The sequence below is a fragment of the Blastococcus sp. TF02A-35 genome (assembly GCF_004571075.1).
Classification (GTDB): domain Bacteria; phylum Actinomycetota; class Actinomycetes; order Mycobacteriales; family Geodermatophilaceae; genus Blastococcus.
Genome location: NZ_SPQP01000061.1, coordinates 1 through 15,174, shown reverse-complemented (window position 1 = coordinate 15,174; position 15,174 = coordinate 1). Strand labels below are relative to the sequence as shown.

The window sequence follows — 15,174 nt, the reverse complement described above, 5'->3', positions numbered from 1 at the left end:
CAGCGCCCGGTGGCCCGCGTCCGGGCCCCCGTCCGGCCCCGCGCCCGGGCAACAACCCCTTCAGCAGCGCTCCGCGTCCGGCACCCGCCGGTGGCGCGCCGCGTCCCGGCCCGGCTGCGGGCGGTCCGCGTCCCGCTCCCGGCGCCGGTGGTCCCCGCCCCGCCCCGGGTGCCGGTGGCCCGCGTCCCGCTCCCGGCCCCGGCGGTCCCCGTCCCGGCCCGGGTGCCGGCGGTCCCCGTCCCGCGGCCGGCCCCGGCGGCCCGCGCCCGAACCCGGGCATGATGCCGCAGCGTCCGTCCCCGGGCATGATGCCCGGTCGCGCCGCCGGCCCCGGCCGTCCCGGTGGCGGTCCCGGTGGTCCCGGCGGCCGTGGTCGCCCGGGTGGTCCCGGCGGCGGCGGTGGCTTCCGTCCCGGCGGCGGTGGCGGTGCCCCCGGTGCCGGCGCGCCGGCCGGTGGCGGCTTCCGCGGTGGCGGTGGCGGCGGTGGCCGTGGCCGTGGTCGCGGTGGCTCCGGTGCCGGTACCGCGGGTGCCTTCGGGCGTCCCGGGGGTCGCGGTCCGGTCCGCGGGCGCAAGAGCAAGAAGCAGCGGCGTCAGGAGTTCGACTCCATGGCGGCGCCCAGCATGGGCGGCGTCAGCCTGCCGCGCGGCAACGGGCAGACCGTCCGCCTGCCCCGCGGTGCCTCGCTGACCGACCTGGCCGAGCGCATCAACGCGCAGCCGGCCGCGCTGGTCACCGCCCTGTTCCACCTGGGCGAGATGGTCACCGCGACGCAGTCGGTGAACGACGAGACGCTGCAGCTGCTCGGTGCCGAGATCGGCTGGAACATCCAGGTCGTCAGCCCCGAGGACGAGGACCGCGAGCTGCTCGAGACCTTCGACCTCACCTTCGGTGACGAGGAGGGCGACGAGGAGGACTGGTCCGCGCGTCCGCCGGTGGTGACCGTCATGGGTCACGTCGACCACGGGAAGACGAAGCTGCTGGACGCGATCCGCGACGCCAACGTCGTGGCCCGCGAGGCCGGTGGCATCACCCAGCACATCGGCGCCTACCAGGTCGTCACCGAGCTGGAGGGCGAGGAGCGGCCCATCACCTTCATCGACACCCCGGGTCACGAGTCGTTCACCGCGATGCGTGCCCGTGGCGCGAAGGTCACCGACATCGTCGTCCTGGTCGTCGCGGCCGACGACGGCGTCATGCCGCAGACGGTCGAGGCGCTCAACCACGCCCAGGCCGCCGAGGTGCCGATCGTGGTCGCGGTGAACAAGGTGGACAAGGAGGGGGCCAACCCCGCCAAGGTCCGCCAGCAGCTCACCGAGTACGGCCTGGTGGCCGAGGAGTACGGCGGCGACACGATGTTCGTCGACGTCTCGGCGATCACCCGTCAGGGCATCGACGACCTGCTCGCGGCGATCCTGCTGACCGCCGACGCCTCGCTGGACCTGCGCGCGAACACCGAGCAGGACCCCCAGGGTGTCGTCATCGAGGGCAAGCTGGACAAGGGCCGTGGCCCCGTCGCCACGGTGCTCGTCCAGCGCGGAACGCTGCGCCAGGGCGACTCGATCGTGGCCGGCGACGCCTACGGTCGCGTCCGGTCGCTGCTCGACGAGCACGGCAACAAGCTGAAGGAGGCCCTGCCGGCCCGCCCGGTGCAGGTCGTCGGCCTCACCTCGGTGCCGCGTGCCGGCGACACCTTCCTCGTCGTCGAGGAGGACCGCGTCGCCCGGCAGATCGCCGACCGTCGTCAGGCCCGCATCCGCAACGCGCAGAACGCGTCCATGCGGAAGCGGATCAGCCTGGAGGACCTCGACGCGGCGCTCAAGGAGACCCGTCAGCTCAACCTGATCATCAAGGGCGACAACTCGGGCACCGTCGAGGCGCTCGAAGAGGCGCTCATGAAGATCGAGGTCGACGACGAGATCTCGTTGCGGGTCATCCACCGCGGCGTCGGTGGCATCACCAAGAGCGACATCGACCTGGCGCTGGCCGACGACGTCATCGTCCTGGGCTTCAACGTCCGGGCCGAGGGCCAGGCCACCGAGCTCGCCAACCGCGAGGGCGTGGATGTCCGGTACTACACGGTCATCTACCAGGCCATCGACGAGATCGAGGCCGCGCTCAAGGGCATGCTCAAGCCGGTCTACGAGGAGGTCCAGCTCGGCACGGCGGAGGTCCGCGAGGTCTTCCGGGTGCCGAAGATCGGCAACGTCGCCGGTTCGCTGGTCCGCAGCGGCACGATCGTCCGCAACTCGAAGGCCCGTCTCATCCGCGACGGTGCCGTGGTCGCTGACAACCTGACGGTGGAGTCCCTCCGCCGGTTCAAGGACGACGCGACCGAGGTCCGCGAGGGCTACGAGTGCGGTATCGGCCTGGGCTCGTTCAACGACATCAAGATCGATGACGTGATCGAGACCTTCGAGCTGCGCGAGAAGCCGCGCGACTGAGTGTTCGGTCGCCCAGCAGCGGGGAAGGGGTGAGCCGGTGTTCACCGGATCCCTCACCGCGGACCTGCTGCTGGGCGACGTCCACTCCCTGAAGGGGAAGCGCGCCGTGGTCCGGCCGATCGTGGCCGAGCTGCGGCGCCGCTTCGCCGTCGCGGCCGCCGAGGTCGGCGACCAGGACCTGCACCGGCGCGTGCAGGTCGGGGTCGCCACCGTGGCCGGCGACGCCGGCCAGGTGACCGACGTGCTCGACGCCTGCGAGCGGTTGCTGGCCGAGCGGCCGGAGGTGACGCTGCTGTCGACGCACCGGCAGCTCTTCAGCGACACGGACTCCTAGCCACAGCGAGCCCACCCCTTTCCATCCTCACCGTCCGGGCGCTGCTGCGCCCCGTTCCCCGGAGGTCCTCCGATGGCCGATCCGGCCCGCGCCCGCAAGCTGGCCGTCCGCATCCGGCAGATCGTCTCCGCCGCGATCGAGTCCCAGATCAAGGACCCCCGGCTCGGCATGGTCACCGTCACCGACGCCCGGGTGACCAGCGACCTCCGCGAGGCGACGGTGTTTTACACCGTCTACGGCGACGAGACCGCGGTCGCCGACTCCGCCAAGGCGCTCGCCAGCGCCACCGGGGTGCTGCGGTCGACGGTCGGCCGGCAGACCGGCATCAAGTTCGTCCCGTCGCTGACGTTCGTCGCCGACATGGTCCCCGACACCGCCCGCGAGCTGGACGAGGCGCTGGAGCGCGTGCGGCACGCCGACGCCGAGCTCGCCCGCATGCGCGAGGGCGCCAGCTACGCGGGGGAGGCCGACCCGTACCGTCGCCCGGCCGAGGACGACGAGGACGAGGACGACGACCTGCTCGCGTCCGACACTGCCGATGACAGGGGCGAGGACGCCGCTGTCGAGACCAGGAGCGCACCGTGAGCGAAGTCGACCCCGACCCGTACGAGCCGGCCGAGGGCCAGGGCGCGTCCGCGCTGGGCGGCCCCGCGGTCCCCGGCGACGGCGACCCGACCGACGGCGGCAAGCGCGGCGAGATCGGCGAGGTGCCGAGCATCGCCGAGGACGAGCCGGACGACGGCGGTCCCGGCTACCCGGTCGGTGGTGGCGACATCACCGAGCACCAGGGCGGCCGGGTGGCCGACCCCGACCCGGGCGCGTGAGCGCCGGGACCACGACCCCGCGCGGACCGGCGAGCGGGGACCTCCGGGACGCCCTCCGCGAGGCGGCCGCGGTGCTGGCCGAGGCCGCCGACGCGCGGGCGACCGTCGTCCTGTCCGGGCACGTGCAGCCCGACGCCGACGCGCTGGGCAGCACGCTGGCCCTGGCGGAGGGGCTCCGCCGCCGCGGGGCGCGGGTGCTCGCCACGTTCCCGGGGCCGTTCACGCTCCCGGCGTCGCTCGGCTGGATCCCCGGTGCCGAGGGGCTGGTCCCCTCCGACGCCGTGCCCTCCTCGCCCGACGTGTTCGTGAGCCTGGACGCCGCCTCCCCGGGCCGGCTCGGTGAGCTGGCGCCGCTGCTGGACCGCGCCGCGACGTCGGTCGTCGTCGACCACCACGCCAGCAACCCCGGCTTCGGCCGGGTGCGGGTCGTGGACCCCACCGCCCCCGCGACGGTGACCCTCGTGGCCGACCTGCTCGACGGGCTGGGCGTCACGCTGGACGAGCACCTGGCCACCTGCCTCTACGCGGGACTGGCCGCCGACACCGGCTCCTTCCGCTTCGGCAGCACCCGCCCGGACACCCACGAGCTGGCCGCCCGTCTGCTGAGCACCGGCATCGACCACGCCGCCATCAGCCGCCGGCTGTTCGACACCGCGCCGTTCGGCTGGCTCGGGCTGCTCTCCGTGGTCACCGGCCGCGCGAGCCTGGAGCCCGACGTCGGCGCCGGCCTGGTGTGGACCTGGTCCAGCGCCGCGGAGGCGGGGGAGCACGGCCTGCCGGGCGAGCAGCTCGAGGCGCTGGTCGACGTCATCCGCTCCACCCAGGAGGCCGACGTCGCCTGCGTCCTGAAGGGGCAGACCGACGGCTCCTGGTCGGTGTCGCTCCGGTCCCGCGGGGGCACCGACGTCTCGCGGGTCGCCATGGCGATGGGCGGTGGCGGGCACCGCGCGGCCGCCGGATACACCTCGCACCTCGACCGCGAGGGCACCGTCGAGGCGCTGCGCGCGGAGCTGCGCGCCCGATGAGCACGCGGTCCTCCGGACCGCGCACCGCGCCGCCCGGCGTGCTGGCCCTGGCGCTGCCGGCGCTGGTCGTCCTGGCCGCGGAGCCGCTCTACCTGCTCGTCGACACCGCCGTCGTCGGCAACCTCGGCACGGTGGCGCTCGGCGGGCTGGCCGTGGGCGGCGGCCTGCTGGCCTGGGCCGCCGCGCTGCTGAACTTCCTGGCCTACGGCACCACCGCCCGGGCCGCCCGCCGGGCCGGCGCCGGTGACCGCGCCGGCGCGGTCACCGAGGGCGTCCAGGCCACGTGGCTGGCGCTCGCCCTCGGCCTGGCCGTGCTGCTGCTCTTCCAGCTGCTCGCCGGGCCGCTGAGCCGGGTGCTGGCGGGGGGCGCGGGCCCGGTGGCGGACGCGGGGGAGCAGTGGCTGCGCATCGCCTCGCTCGGTGCCCCGCTGCTGCTGGTGTCCCTCGCGGGCAACGGCTGGCTGCGCGGGGTGCAGGAGCTGCGCCGTCCGGTGCGGTACGTGCTCGCCGGCAGCCTGCTGAGCCTGGTGCTCTGCCCCCTGCTGGTCTACCCGGCGGGTCTCGGGCTGGCCGGGTCGGCCTGGGCCAACGTCGCCGGCCAGGCCCTCACGGCGGCGCTGTTCGTCGGTGCGCTGCTGGGCGAGGACGCCGCCTGGCGCGTGCGCCCGTCCGCGGTCGTGCGCCAGCTGGTCATCGGCCGCGACCTGCTGCTTCGCGCCGCGGTCCTGCAGGTCTCCTTCCTCGTGGCCGCCGGTGTCGCCGCCCGGTCGGGCACCGCCGCGCTCGGGGCGCACCAGGTCGCGCTGCAGCTCTTCTTCTTCCTGGCCCTGGTCCTCGACGCCTACGCGATCGCCGCGCAGACCCTGGTGGGGCACGCGCTCGGGGCGCAGCGCCCGGACGAGGCCCGGGCCACCGCCCGCCGCGTGGCGCTGTGGGGGCTGGTGACCGGGTGCGCCGTCGCCCTCGCCCTGCTCGCGCTGCGCGACGTGCTGCCACCGCTGTTCACCGACGACCCCGCGGTGCTCGCGCAGGCCGCCGTCGTCTGGTGGTTCCTGGCCGGCTTCCAGCCGCTGGCCGGGGTGGTGTTCGCCCTCGACGGCGTGCTCATGGGCGCCGGCGACGTCGCCTACCTCCGCACCGTCACGATCGCCTCCGCGCTGGTCGGCTTCCTGCCGCTGTCGCTGCTGGCCGGGCCGCTGGACCTCGGCCTCGCCGGTGTCTGGACCGGGCTGACGCTGTTCATCGCGCTGCGTCTGGTCGCCGTCCTGGTCCGGGTGGCGGGTGACCGGTGGCTGGGCGCGCCTGAGAGTGTGAGGGCGTGAGCCCGAGACGCCCGGACGCCGACGTCCCGCCCGGTCTGCTGCTGGTCGACAAGCCCGGCGGCATGACCTCCCACGACGTCGTGGCCCGGGCCCGCCGCGCGCTGTCGGTGCGCAAGGTCGGGCACGCCGGCACGCTGGACCCGATGGCCACCGGCCTGCTGCTGCTCGGCGTCGGGACCGCGACCCGGCTGCTGGGGTACGTCGGGGGGCACGACAAGACCTACGAGGCCACGGTCCGGCTGGGGCAGTCCACGGTCACCGACGACCGCGAGGGCGAGCTGCTCACGGCCGCCTCCACGGCGCACCTCGACGACGACGCCGTCCGGGCGGCGCTGGCCGCGCAGACCGGCCCGCTGCAGCAGGTGCCGTCGGCGGTCAGCGCCGTGAAGGTCGACGGCCGGCGCTCCTACGACCGGGTGCGGGCGGGGGAGACCGTCGAGCTCGCCGCCCGCTCGGTGACCGTGCACCGGCTGGAGGTGCACCGCATCAGCCGCCCGGGGCCCGACCTCGTCGACGTCGACGTGACGGTCGACTGCACCGCCGGCACCTACATCCGGGCCATCGCCCGCGACGCCGGGGCGGCCCTCGGCGTCGGCGGGCACCTGACCGCCCTGCGCCGCACGGCCTCGGGGCCGTTCACCGTCGGGCAGGCCGGCCCGGTCGAGGACGCCGCCGCGTCGCTGGTCGCCGGCGGCGGTCCGGGCTTCCTGGGGCTCACCGACGTGGCGCGGCTGGTGTTCCCGGAGCGGGCGCTCACCGAGGAGGAGGCGCGGGCGCTGGGGTACGGGCAGCGCATCCCCGCCACCGGCGCCGAGGGGCTGCACGCGGCGGTCGACCCCGACGGCCGGCTGGCCGCGCTGGTCGAGGACTCCGGGCGCAGCGCGAAGGTGGTCGTCGGCTTCCCCCCGTCCTGACGAGGCGGCCGGCACGGCACGTCCGGTTGATCTTGGGATTGGCCGGGACGCGGTGCGGGAACGGGAGGGGCATGAGCGTCGTGAAGATCAACGCGATCACCGTGCCGAAGGACAAGCAGGAGCGCTTCGAGGAGCGGTTCCGGGGCCGGGCCGGTGCGGTCGAGAGCACCCCCGGGTTCGAGTGGTTCGAGCTGCTGCGTCCGGTGGAGGGGACCGACCAGTACCTGGTCTACACCCGGTGGAGCAGCGTCGAGGCCTACGAGGCCTGGCAGTCGGGGCAGGACTTCGACCGCGCCCACGACGGCGGCGGCGACACCCTTGCCTCGGCCGCGCCGCACTCGGCGCACGTCTGGACCTACGAGGTGCTCGAGACGGCCGGGCCGAAGGAGAGCCAGGCCTGACCCGGGCTACTGTGACGGCACCGGCTCCGCACGCCCGCGGGGTCGGTGCCGTTTCCTCGCACGCCGGGTAGGAGCCATGACCGAGACGCTCGCCGACAGCCGTACCACCTCGCGGATGTTCCTCGCGGACGTGCCGGTGGTCGTGGAGGACGTGCGCCGCCGGTCCGCCGCCGAGCGCCAGGAGCTGCTGGCCGACCCCGGCTTCGGCCGCTACTTCACCGACCACATGTTCGTGGCCCGCTACCAGGTGGGCCGCGGCTGGTACGACGCCCGGCTCACCCAGTACGGCCCGCTGCCGATGGACCCGGGCACCGCCGCGCTGCACTACGCGCAGTCGATCTTCGAGGGGCTCAAGGCCTACGCCCAGCCCGACGGCAGCGTCGCCACCTTCCGGCCCGAGGCGAACGCCGCGCGCTTCGTCCGCAGCGCCGAGCGGCTGGCCATGCCGCCGGTGCCGGAGGAGGCGTTCCTCGCCGCCGTCGACGCGCTCGTCGACGCCGACCGCGACTGGGTCCCGACCGGCCCCGACCAGACCCTCTACCTGCGCCCGTACCAGCTGGCCAGCGAGTCCTTCCTCGGCGTCCGGCCGGCGCACGAGTACCTGTTCCTGGTCATCGCCAGCCCCGCCGGGGCGTACTTCCCGCGCGGCGTCCAGCCGGTGTCGGTCTACGTCTCCGAGGACTACGCGCGGGCGGCGCCCGGCGGCACCGGCGACGTGAAGTGCGCCGGCAACTACGCCGCGAGCCTGCTGCCGCAGCAGGAGGCCAGCGCCCTGGGCTGCGACCAGGTCGTGTACCTCGACGCGGTCGAGCGGACCTACATCGAGGAGCTGGGCGGGATGAACCTGTTCTTCGTCCTCGGCTCCGGCGACGACGCCGAGCTGCTCACCCCCGAGCTGTCCGGCAGCCTGCTGCCGGGCATCACCCGCGACTCGCTGATCACCGTGGCCCGCGACCTGGGCCACCGCGTCACCGAGCGCAAGGTGAGCCTGGAGGAGTGGCGCAACGGCGTGCTCGACGGCTCGATCACCGAGACGTTCGCCTGCGGCACCGCCGCCGTCATCACCCCGGTCGGGGAGGTCAAGGCCCGCAGCGGCGAGTTCGCCGTGGGCGACGGCACGCCCGGCCCGCTGACCATGCGGCTGCGCGAGACGCTGCTCGACATCCAGCACGGGCGGGTGGCCGACACCCACGGCTGGCTGCACCGGATCTCCTGACCGGAGCTGGTCGCGTGCTGCGCTGGCGGGGGCTGGAGGCCACCCCGGGTGACCTCGGCCGGACCGTGGTCACCGTCGGGATGTACGACGGCGTCCACCTGGGCCACCAGAAGCTGATCGGCGCGGCGGTCGCCCGGGCCCGGGCGATGCGCCGTCCCTGCCTGCTGCTCACCTTCGACCCGCACCCCGCGGAGGTGGTGCGCCCCGGCTCCCACCCGGCGATCCTGACCGCGATGGACCGCAAGGCCGAGCTGGTCGCGGGCCTCGGCGTCGACGCGATGTGCGTGCTGCCCTTCACCCAGGAGTTCAGCCGCCTGGCGCCGGAGACCTTCACGCACACGGTACTGGTCGAGCGCCTGCACGCCGCCCAGGTGGTGGTGGGGGAGAACTTCACCTACGGGCACAAGGCGGCCGGCACGGTGGCGACCCTCGCCGAGGAGGGGCGGCGGTTCGGCTTCGCCGTGGAGGGCGTGCCCCTGGCGCAGGACCCGTCCGACGACGGCGAGGTCACCATCTCCTCCACCTACGTCCGCGCCTGCGTCGCCGCCGGTGACGTGGTGTCCGCGGCCCGGGCGCTGGGCCGGCCGCACCGTGTCGACGGCGTCGTCGTGCGCGGCCACCGCCGCGGCCGCGAGCTCGGCTACCCGACGGCCAACGTCGAGACCCCGCCGTACACCGCCATCCCCGCCGACGGCGTGTACGCCGGCCACCTGGTGACCCGCGGGGAGGACGGGGCCAGCGGCGACCGGCTGCCCGCGGCGATCTCGGTGGGCACGAACCCGACGTTCCAGGGCACCCGCCGGACCGTCGAGGCGTTCGCCCTCGACTTCAGCGGCGACCTGTACGGGGAGCACGTCGGGGTGGAGTTCACCGCGCGGCTGCGGCCGATGGCCGCGTTCGACGGGATCGACCCCCTGCTGGCCGCCATGGCGAAGGACGTCACCGACACCCGCCGGGCGCTGGGCCTGCCCGAGGCGCCCTGACCCGTCCGGGCCCGTACGGCGACGCACCGTGATCGGTCAGCGGAGCCGGCGCTGGTAGCCTGAGCACCAGCCGGTACCACCGGCGTGTGCAGCCTGCCCTCGTGCGTCAGACCGAGGGCCACACGTGACCCGCCCAGGAGGCGAACCATGGCGCTTGACAGCGCGACGAAGCAGCAGATCATGACCGACTACGCCACGGTCGAGAAGGACACCGGTTCGCCCGAGGTGCAGGTCGCGATGCTGACCCGCCGGATCAGCGACCTCACCGAGCACCTCAAGGCGCACAAGCACGACCACCACAGCCGGCGGGGCCTGCTCCTGCTGGTCGGCCGGCGTCGCCGGCTGCTGAACTACCTGGCGAAGACCGACATCAACCGGTACCGCTCGCTCATCGAGCGGCTCGGCCTGCGCCGCTAAGCACGTCGAGGGGACCGCCCCCGGCTCACGCCGGGACGGTCCCCTCTCTCGTGCGGCACCCGCCGCACGGGCCACGGCGAGCCCACCCGACGCGATCCGCGACGGGCCGGTCCTCGGTAGTGGCCCCCGGGCACGGCCCCCTGGTGGGGACCCGGCTCCCGAGGGCTTCGATCGAGCACCGGTCACCCGGACGCACACGGCGGACGCCCGCCGCAAGAGGAGTCGCAGGCCGGCACGAGGCCGCCGCGACGAAGAAGAGAGAAGGACGAATGTCCGCACCCACCATCACCGCCGAGTTCGACGCCGAGGACGGCGTCACCACCGCCACCGCGGTCATCGACAACGGCAGCTTCGGCAGCCGCTCGGTCACCTTCGAGACCGGCCGCCTTGCCCGTCAGGCCGCCGGCTCCGTCGTCATCACCATGGGCGACACCATGCTGCTCTCGGCCACCACGGCCGGCCGGCAGCCGAAGGAGCAGTTCGACTTCTTCCCGCTGACCGTCGACGTCGAGGAGCGGATGTACGCCGCCGGGCGCATCCCCGGCTCGTTCTTCCGTCGCGAGGGCCGCCCGTCCGAGGACGCGATCCTCACCTGCCGCCTGATCGACCGCCCGCTGCGCCCGACCTTCGCCAAGGGCCTGCGCAACGAGGTCCAGGTCGTCATCACCGTCATGTCGCTGGACCCGCAGCACCTCTACGACGTGCTCGCGATCAACGGCGCCTCGGCGTCCACCCAGCTCTCCGGCCTGCCGTTCTCCGGCCCGGTCGGCGGCACCCGCGTCGCCCTGATCAACGGCCAGTGGGTGGGCTTCCCGACCCACGCCGAGCTCGAGGACGCCGTCTTCGACATGGTCGTGGCCGGCCGCGTCCTCCCCGACGGCGACGTCGCGATCATGATGGTCGAGGCCGAGGCCACCGAGAAGACGATCGAGCTCGTCGCCGGTGGCGCGCCCGCCCCGACCGAGGAGGTCGTGGCGCAGGGCCTCGAGGCCGCCAAGCCCTTCATCAAGGCGCTGTGCGACGCGCAGTCCGCGCTGGCGGAGAAGGCCGCCAAGCCGGTCGCCGAGTTCCCCCGCTTCCTGGACTACCAGGACGACGTCTACGCCGCCGTCGAGGCCGAGGTGGGCGACCGCCTGGCCCAGGCGCAGCAGATCGCCGGCAAGCACGAGCGCGAGGACGCCACCGACGCCCTCAAGGACGAGATCAAGGCCGCCCTGGCCGGCCGCTTCGAGGGCCGCGAGAAGGAGATCTCCGGTGCCTTCCGCGCGCTGACCAAGAAGGTCGTCCGCCAGCGCATCCTGCGCGACAAGGTCCGCATCGACGGCCGTGGCCTGACCGACATCCGGCCGCTGTCGGCCGAGGTCGAGGTCATCCCGCGGGTGCACGGCTCGGCGCTGTTCGAGCGCGGCGAGACCCAGATCCTGGGCGTCACCACGCTGAACATGCTCCGCATGGAGCAGCAGCTGGACACCCTGTCGCCGGTGAACCGCAAGCGCTACATGCACAACTACAACTTCCCGCCGTACTCCACCGGTGAGACCGGCCGCGTGGGCTCGCCCAAGCGCCGCGAGATCGGCCACGGCGCGCTCGCCGAGCGGGCGCTGGTGCCGGTGCTGCCGGACCGCGAGGAGTTCCCCTACGCGATCCGCCAGGTGTCGGAGGCGCTGGGCTCCAACGGCTCCACCTCGATGGGCTCGGTCTGCGCCTCGACGCTGGCCCTGCTCAACGCCGGTGTGCCGCTGAAGGCCCCGGTCGCCGGCATCGCCATGGGCCTGGTCTCCGACGAGGTCGACGGCAAGACCGAGTACGTCGCGCTGACCGACATCCTCGGTGCCGAGGACGCCTTCGGTGACATGGACTTCAAGGTCGCCGGCACGCGTGACTTCGTCACCGCCCTGCAGCTGGACACCAAGCTCGACGGCATCCCGTCCGACGTGCTCGCCGGTGCGCTGACCCAGGCCCGCGCGGCCCGGCTGCACATCCTCGACGTGATGAACGAGGCGATCGACGCCCCCGATGAGATGAGCCCGTACGCCCCGCGCGTGACCACGGTGCGCATCCCGGTCGACAAGATCGGTGCGGTCATCGGCCCCAAGGGCCAGATGATCAACGCGATCCAGGACGAGACCGGCGCCGACATCACCATCGAGGACGACGGCACGATCTACGTCGGCGCGTCCGACGGCCCCTCGGCGCAGGCCGCGGTGGACCGGATCAACGCCATCGCCAACCCGCAGATGCCCAAGGTCGGCGAGCGGTTCCTCGGCACGGTCGTCAAGACCACGCCGTTCGGCGCCTTCGTCTCCCTGCTCCCGGGCAAGGACGGGCTGGTCCACATCAGCAAGCTCGGTGGCGGCAAGCGCATCGCCAAGGTCGAGGACGTCGCGAACGTCGGCGACAAGATGCAGGTGGAGATCACCGACATCGACGCCCGCGGCAAGATCAGCCTCCAGCCGGTCGCTGCCGAGGGCGAGGGCTCGGACGCCGCTCCCGCCGCGGCCGAGGCCGCACCTGCGGGTGAGTGACCACGTCTGACGTGATCGGAACCGGGGCGGGTGCGCATGCACCCGCCCCGGTTCCCGTAGGGGAGACCGCGCTGCTCGACCTCGACGAGGTCGGCGGCCGGGTGGAGCGCACCACGCTGCCCGGGGGCCTTCGGGTCCTCACCGAGACGATGCCGGGAGTGCTCTCGGCGACGCTCGGGATCTGGGTCGGCGTCGGCTCGCGGGACGAGACGCCGACGGTCGCCGGGTCGTCGCACTTCCTCGAGCACCTGCTGTTCAAGGGCACCGCGTCGCGCTCCGCGCTGGAGATCGCGACGGCCATGGACGCGGTCGGCGGGGAGATGAACGCGTTCACCGCCAAGGAGCACACCTGCTACTACGCGAACGTGCTCGCCAGCGACCTGCCGCTGGCGGTGACCCTGCTGGCCGACCTGGTCACCGAGGCCACCAACACCGCGGCGGACCTGGAGTCCGAGCGCACGGTGGTGCTCGAGGAGATCGCCATGCGCGACGACGAGCCCGCCGACGCCGTGCACGACCTGTTCGCCGAGACCCTCTTCGGCGACACCTCGCTGGGCCGCTCGGTGCTGGGCACGGTGGAGTCGATCGAGGGGCTCACCCGCGACGACGTCGACGGGTGGTACCGGTCGCGGTACGCCGTCCCGTCGATCGTCGTGACGGCGGCCGGCCGGGTCGACCACCAGCAGGTGCTCGACCTGGTGCGGGCGGCCTTCGGGGACCGGTTGTCGGGGACGGCCGAGCCGGCGCCGCTGCGCACCGGCGACGTCGAGCTGGTGCGCCCGGCCCGTCGCGCGGGGCTCATCTCCCGCCGGACCGAGCAGACGCACCTCCTGCTGGGGGCGCCGTCCATGGGCCGGCACGACGAGCGGCGGTACGCGGCCGCGGTGCTGGACGCCGCGGTCGGCGGCGGCATGAGCTCGCGGCTGTTCCAGGAGATCCGCGAGAAGCGGGGGCTGGTCTACAGCGTCGGCTCGGCGCTCAGCCACTACGCCGGGGCGGGTGCCTTCTCGGTCTACGCCGGCTGCTCCAAGAAGCGGGTGCCTGAGGTGCTGCGGCTGATCCGCGCCGAGCTGGACCGGGTGGCGGCGGACGGGCTGACCTCCGAGGAGGTGTCCCGAGCGCGCGGCCAGCTGCGCGGCGGGCTCGTGCTGGGCCTGGAGGACACCGGCTCGCGCATGAGCCGGCTGGGCAAGAGCGAGCTGTCCTACGGCGAGTACGTCCCGGTGCGCGACGTCCTGGCCCGCATCGACGCCGTCGACGAGGACCAGGTGCGGTCCGTGGCCACGGAGCTGTTCGGCCGCGAGACCTGCCTGGCCGTCGTCGGGCCCTACCGCGAGTCCGACCTCGACAAGCTCTGACACGGTGCCGGGGGCCTTGCCGCGCGTCGCCTTCGGGGTGGCGGTGCTCGTCTCGCTGGTCGTCCTGTTCCTCCCCGCCTCGGGGGTGCCGACGGCACCCCCGGGGACGGACAAGGTCGTGCACCTGGTGGTCTTCGCCGCCCTGGCCCTCAGCGGCCGGTGGGCCGGGCTCGCCCGGCTGCCGCTGCTGCTCGGGCTCGTCGCCTACGCCGTGGGGAGCGAGGTCCTGCAGGGCGCGACGGCCCTGGGACGCTCCGCGTCCGTCGCCGACGGGCTCGCCGACGTCGCCGGGGCCGTGCTGGGTCTCCTCCTGTGGTCGGCGTTCACCCGGCGGGCGCGCTGACCGCCCGGTCGCCTTGCATCAGGGACGTCGTCCGGGAAACCTGACCGCGTGACCACGACCGACCCGCAGACGCCGTCCACCTCCTCGCTCCTCCCCGTGGGGGTGCTCGGGGCCCGGGGCCGGATGGGTACCGAAGTGGTCAAGGCGGTCAACGACGCCGAGGACCTCGAGCTGGTCGCGATGGTCGACGACGGGGACTGGCTGTTCAACGTGGCCGACGCCGGCGCGCAGGTGGTCGTGGACTTCACCCGGCCGGACGTGGTCATGGACAACATCCGGTTCTGCATCGACAACAACATCCACTGCGTCGTCGGCACCACCGGGTTCGACGAGGCGCGGCTGGCCACCGTCGCCGAGTGGCTGGAGCCCAAGCCCGAGCTCGGTGTCGTGATCGCCCCCAACTTCGGCATCGGCGCCATCCTCCTGATGCGCTTCGCCCAGGAGGCGGCCCGGTTCTTCCCGTCGGTCGAGGTGGTCGAGCTCCACCACCCGCACAAGGTCGACGCCCCCTCGGGCACCGCCGTCCGCACCGCCCGGCTGATCGCCGCCGCCCGCCGTGCCGCCGGCCTGCCGCCGGCGCCGGACGCCACGACCGACTCCCTCCCGGGCGCCCGCGGCGCCGACGTCGAGGGCGTCCCGGTGCACGCGGTGCGCCTCACCGGGATGGTCGCCCACCAGGAGGTGCTGCTCGGAGCGGCGGGGGAGGCCCTGACCATCCGGCACGACTCGTTCGACCGGGCGTCGTTCATGCCCGGCGTGCTGCTGGCCGTCCGGGAGATCGGCCGCCGCCCGGGTCTGACGGTCGGGCTGGAGAGCTTCCTCGGCCTCTGACGCCGGCCCGTTCCGGACCGCCGGCCGTGTGACCGGGGACGCGTTCCAGGGGGTTGCACACCACCCCAGAACCTCGTGTATGCTTCTCCATGCGCCGCGCGGCCCGGAAAGGCCGCCGGACCGGGGCCTGCGGGTAGCGGGCCGACCGGAAACCGGCGTAGAGTTGGACATCCAGCCAGGGACGAAGCCCGGAAGGGTCGAGTTTCTGCGCGTCCGCTCCTTGAGAACTCAACAGCG

At 74.0% G+C, this 15,174-nt stretch carries 15 protein-coding genes; all 15 read left to right on the top strand.

Annotation, left to right across the window (positions count from 1 at the left end):
* Nucleotides 1-608 precede the first annotated feature (608 nt).
* The 15 genes from infB (at nt 609) to dapB (ending at nt 14,937) form a co-directional block, all read left to right on the top strand.
* Nucleotides 609-2,444, top strand: a complete 1,836-nt coding sequence (infB, locus tag E4P43_RS18795) for a translation initiation factor IF-2 (protein WP_245159252.1) — start codon at nt 609-611, stop codon at nt 2,442-2,444.
* 37 nt (nt 2,445-2,481) lie between these two features.
* Nucleotides 2,482-2,778 carry a DUF503 domain-containing protein gene (locus tag E4P43_RS18790; RefSeq protein ID WP_135147043.1) on the top strand — a complete coding sequence of 99 codons (297 nt, stop codon included), beginning with the start codon at nt 2,482-2,484 and terminating at the stop codon, nt 2,776-2,778.
* Between the two features lie 72 nt (nt 2,779-2,850).
* The gene (rbfA, locus tag E4P43_RS18785) at nt 2,851-3,363 is read left to right on the top strand and encodes a 30S ribosome-binding factor RbfA (RefSeq protein ID WP_135147042.1); all 513 of its coding nucleotides are present in this window, start codon (nt 2,851-2,853) and stop codon (nt 3,361-3,363) included.
* A complete protein-coding gene (locus E4P43_RS18780; RefSeq protein WP_135147041.1) occupies nt 3,360-3,602 on the top strand; it encodes a hypothetical protein in 243 nt (80 codons plus the stop codon). The genes rbfA and E4P43_RS18780 overlap by 4 nt, the downstream gene beginning before the upstream one ends.
* Nucleotides 3,599-4,627, top strand: coding sequence for a bifunctional oligoribonuclease/PAP phosphatase NrnA (locus E4P43_RS18775; protein WP_245159251.1), 1,029 nt, complete (start codon nt 3,599-3,601; stop codon nt 4,625-4,627). The genes E4P43_RS18780 and E4P43_RS18775 overlap by 4 nt, the downstream gene beginning before the upstream one ends.
* The gene (locus tag E4P43_RS18770) at nt 4,624-5,949 is read left to right on the top strand and encodes an MATE family efflux transporter (RefSeq protein WP_135147040.1); all 1,326 of its coding nucleotides are present in this window, start codon (nt 4,624-4,626) and stop codon (nt 5,947-5,949) included. The genes E4P43_RS18775 and E4P43_RS18770 overlap by 4 nt, the downstream gene beginning before the upstream one ends.
* Nucleotides 5,946-6,863 (top strand): tRNA pseudouridine(55) synthase TruB, encoded by a 918-nt coding sequence (gene truB / locus E4P43_RS18765; protein ID WP_135147039.1) that lies wholly within the window; start codon nt 5,946-5,948, stop codon nt 6,861-6,863. Before E4P43_RS18770 ends, truB begins: the two co-directional genes overlap by 4 nt.
* A gap of 71 nt (nt 6,864-6,934) precedes the next feature.
* A complete protein-coding gene (locus tag E4P43_RS18760) occupies nt 6,935-7,264 on the top strand; it encodes an antibiotic biosynthesis monooxygenase (RefSeq protein ID WP_135147038.1) in 330 nt (109 codons plus the stop codon).
* Between the two features lie 76 nt (nt 7,265-7,340).
* Nucleotides 7,341-8,480, top strand: coding sequence for a branched-chain amino acid aminotransferase (locus tag E4P43_RS18755; protein WP_209313966.1), 1,140 nt, complete (start codon nt 7,341-7,343; stop codon nt 8,478-8,480).
* A 14-nt stretch (nt 8,481-8,494) separates the two neighbouring features.
* Nucleotides 8,495-9,463 (top strand): bifunctional riboflavin kinase/FAD synthetase, encoded by a 969-nt coding sequence (locus E4P43_RS18750; RefSeq protein ID WP_135147037.1) that lies wholly within the window; start codon nt 8,495-8,497, stop codon nt 9,461-9,463.
* 147 nt (nt 9,464-9,610) lie between these two features.
* Complete coding sequence (gene rpsO / locus E4P43_RS18745; RefSeq protein WP_113799341.1) at nt 9,611-9,880, top strand: 30S ribosomal protein S15; 270 nt, start codon at nt 9,611-9,613, stop codon at nt 9,878-9,880.
* Between the two features lie 269 nt (nt 9,881-10,149).
* The gene (locus E4P43_RS18740; RefSeq protein WP_135147036.1) at nt 10,150-12,405 is read left to right on the top strand and encodes a polyribonucleotide nucleotidyltransferase; all 2,256 of its coding nucleotides are present in this window, start codon (nt 10,150-10,152) and stop codon (nt 12,403-12,405) included.
* Nucleotides 12,402-13,763, top strand: coding sequence for a pitrilysin family protein (locus tag E4P43_RS18735; protein ID WP_245159250.1), 1,362 nt, complete (start codon nt 12,402-12,404; stop codon nt 13,761-13,763). The genes E4P43_RS18740 and E4P43_RS18735 overlap by 4 nt, the downstream gene beginning before the upstream one ends.
* Nucleotides 13,764-13,779: 16 nt before the next feature.
* On the top strand, nt 13,780-14,106 hold the full coding sequence (locus E4P43_RS18730) for a VanZ family protein (protein ID WP_245159249.1): 327 nt from the start codon (nt 13,780-13,782) through the stop codon (nt 14,104-14,106).
* 48 nt (nt 14,107-14,154) lie between these two features.
* Nucleotides 14,155-14,937 (top strand): 4-hydroxy-tetrahydrodipicolinate reductase, encoded by a 783-nt coding sequence (dapB, locus tag E4P43_RS18725; protein WP_135147034.1) that lies wholly within the window; start codon nt 14,155-14,157, stop codon nt 14,935-14,937.
* The last annotated feature ends 237 nt before the right edge of the window (nt 14,938-15,174 follow it).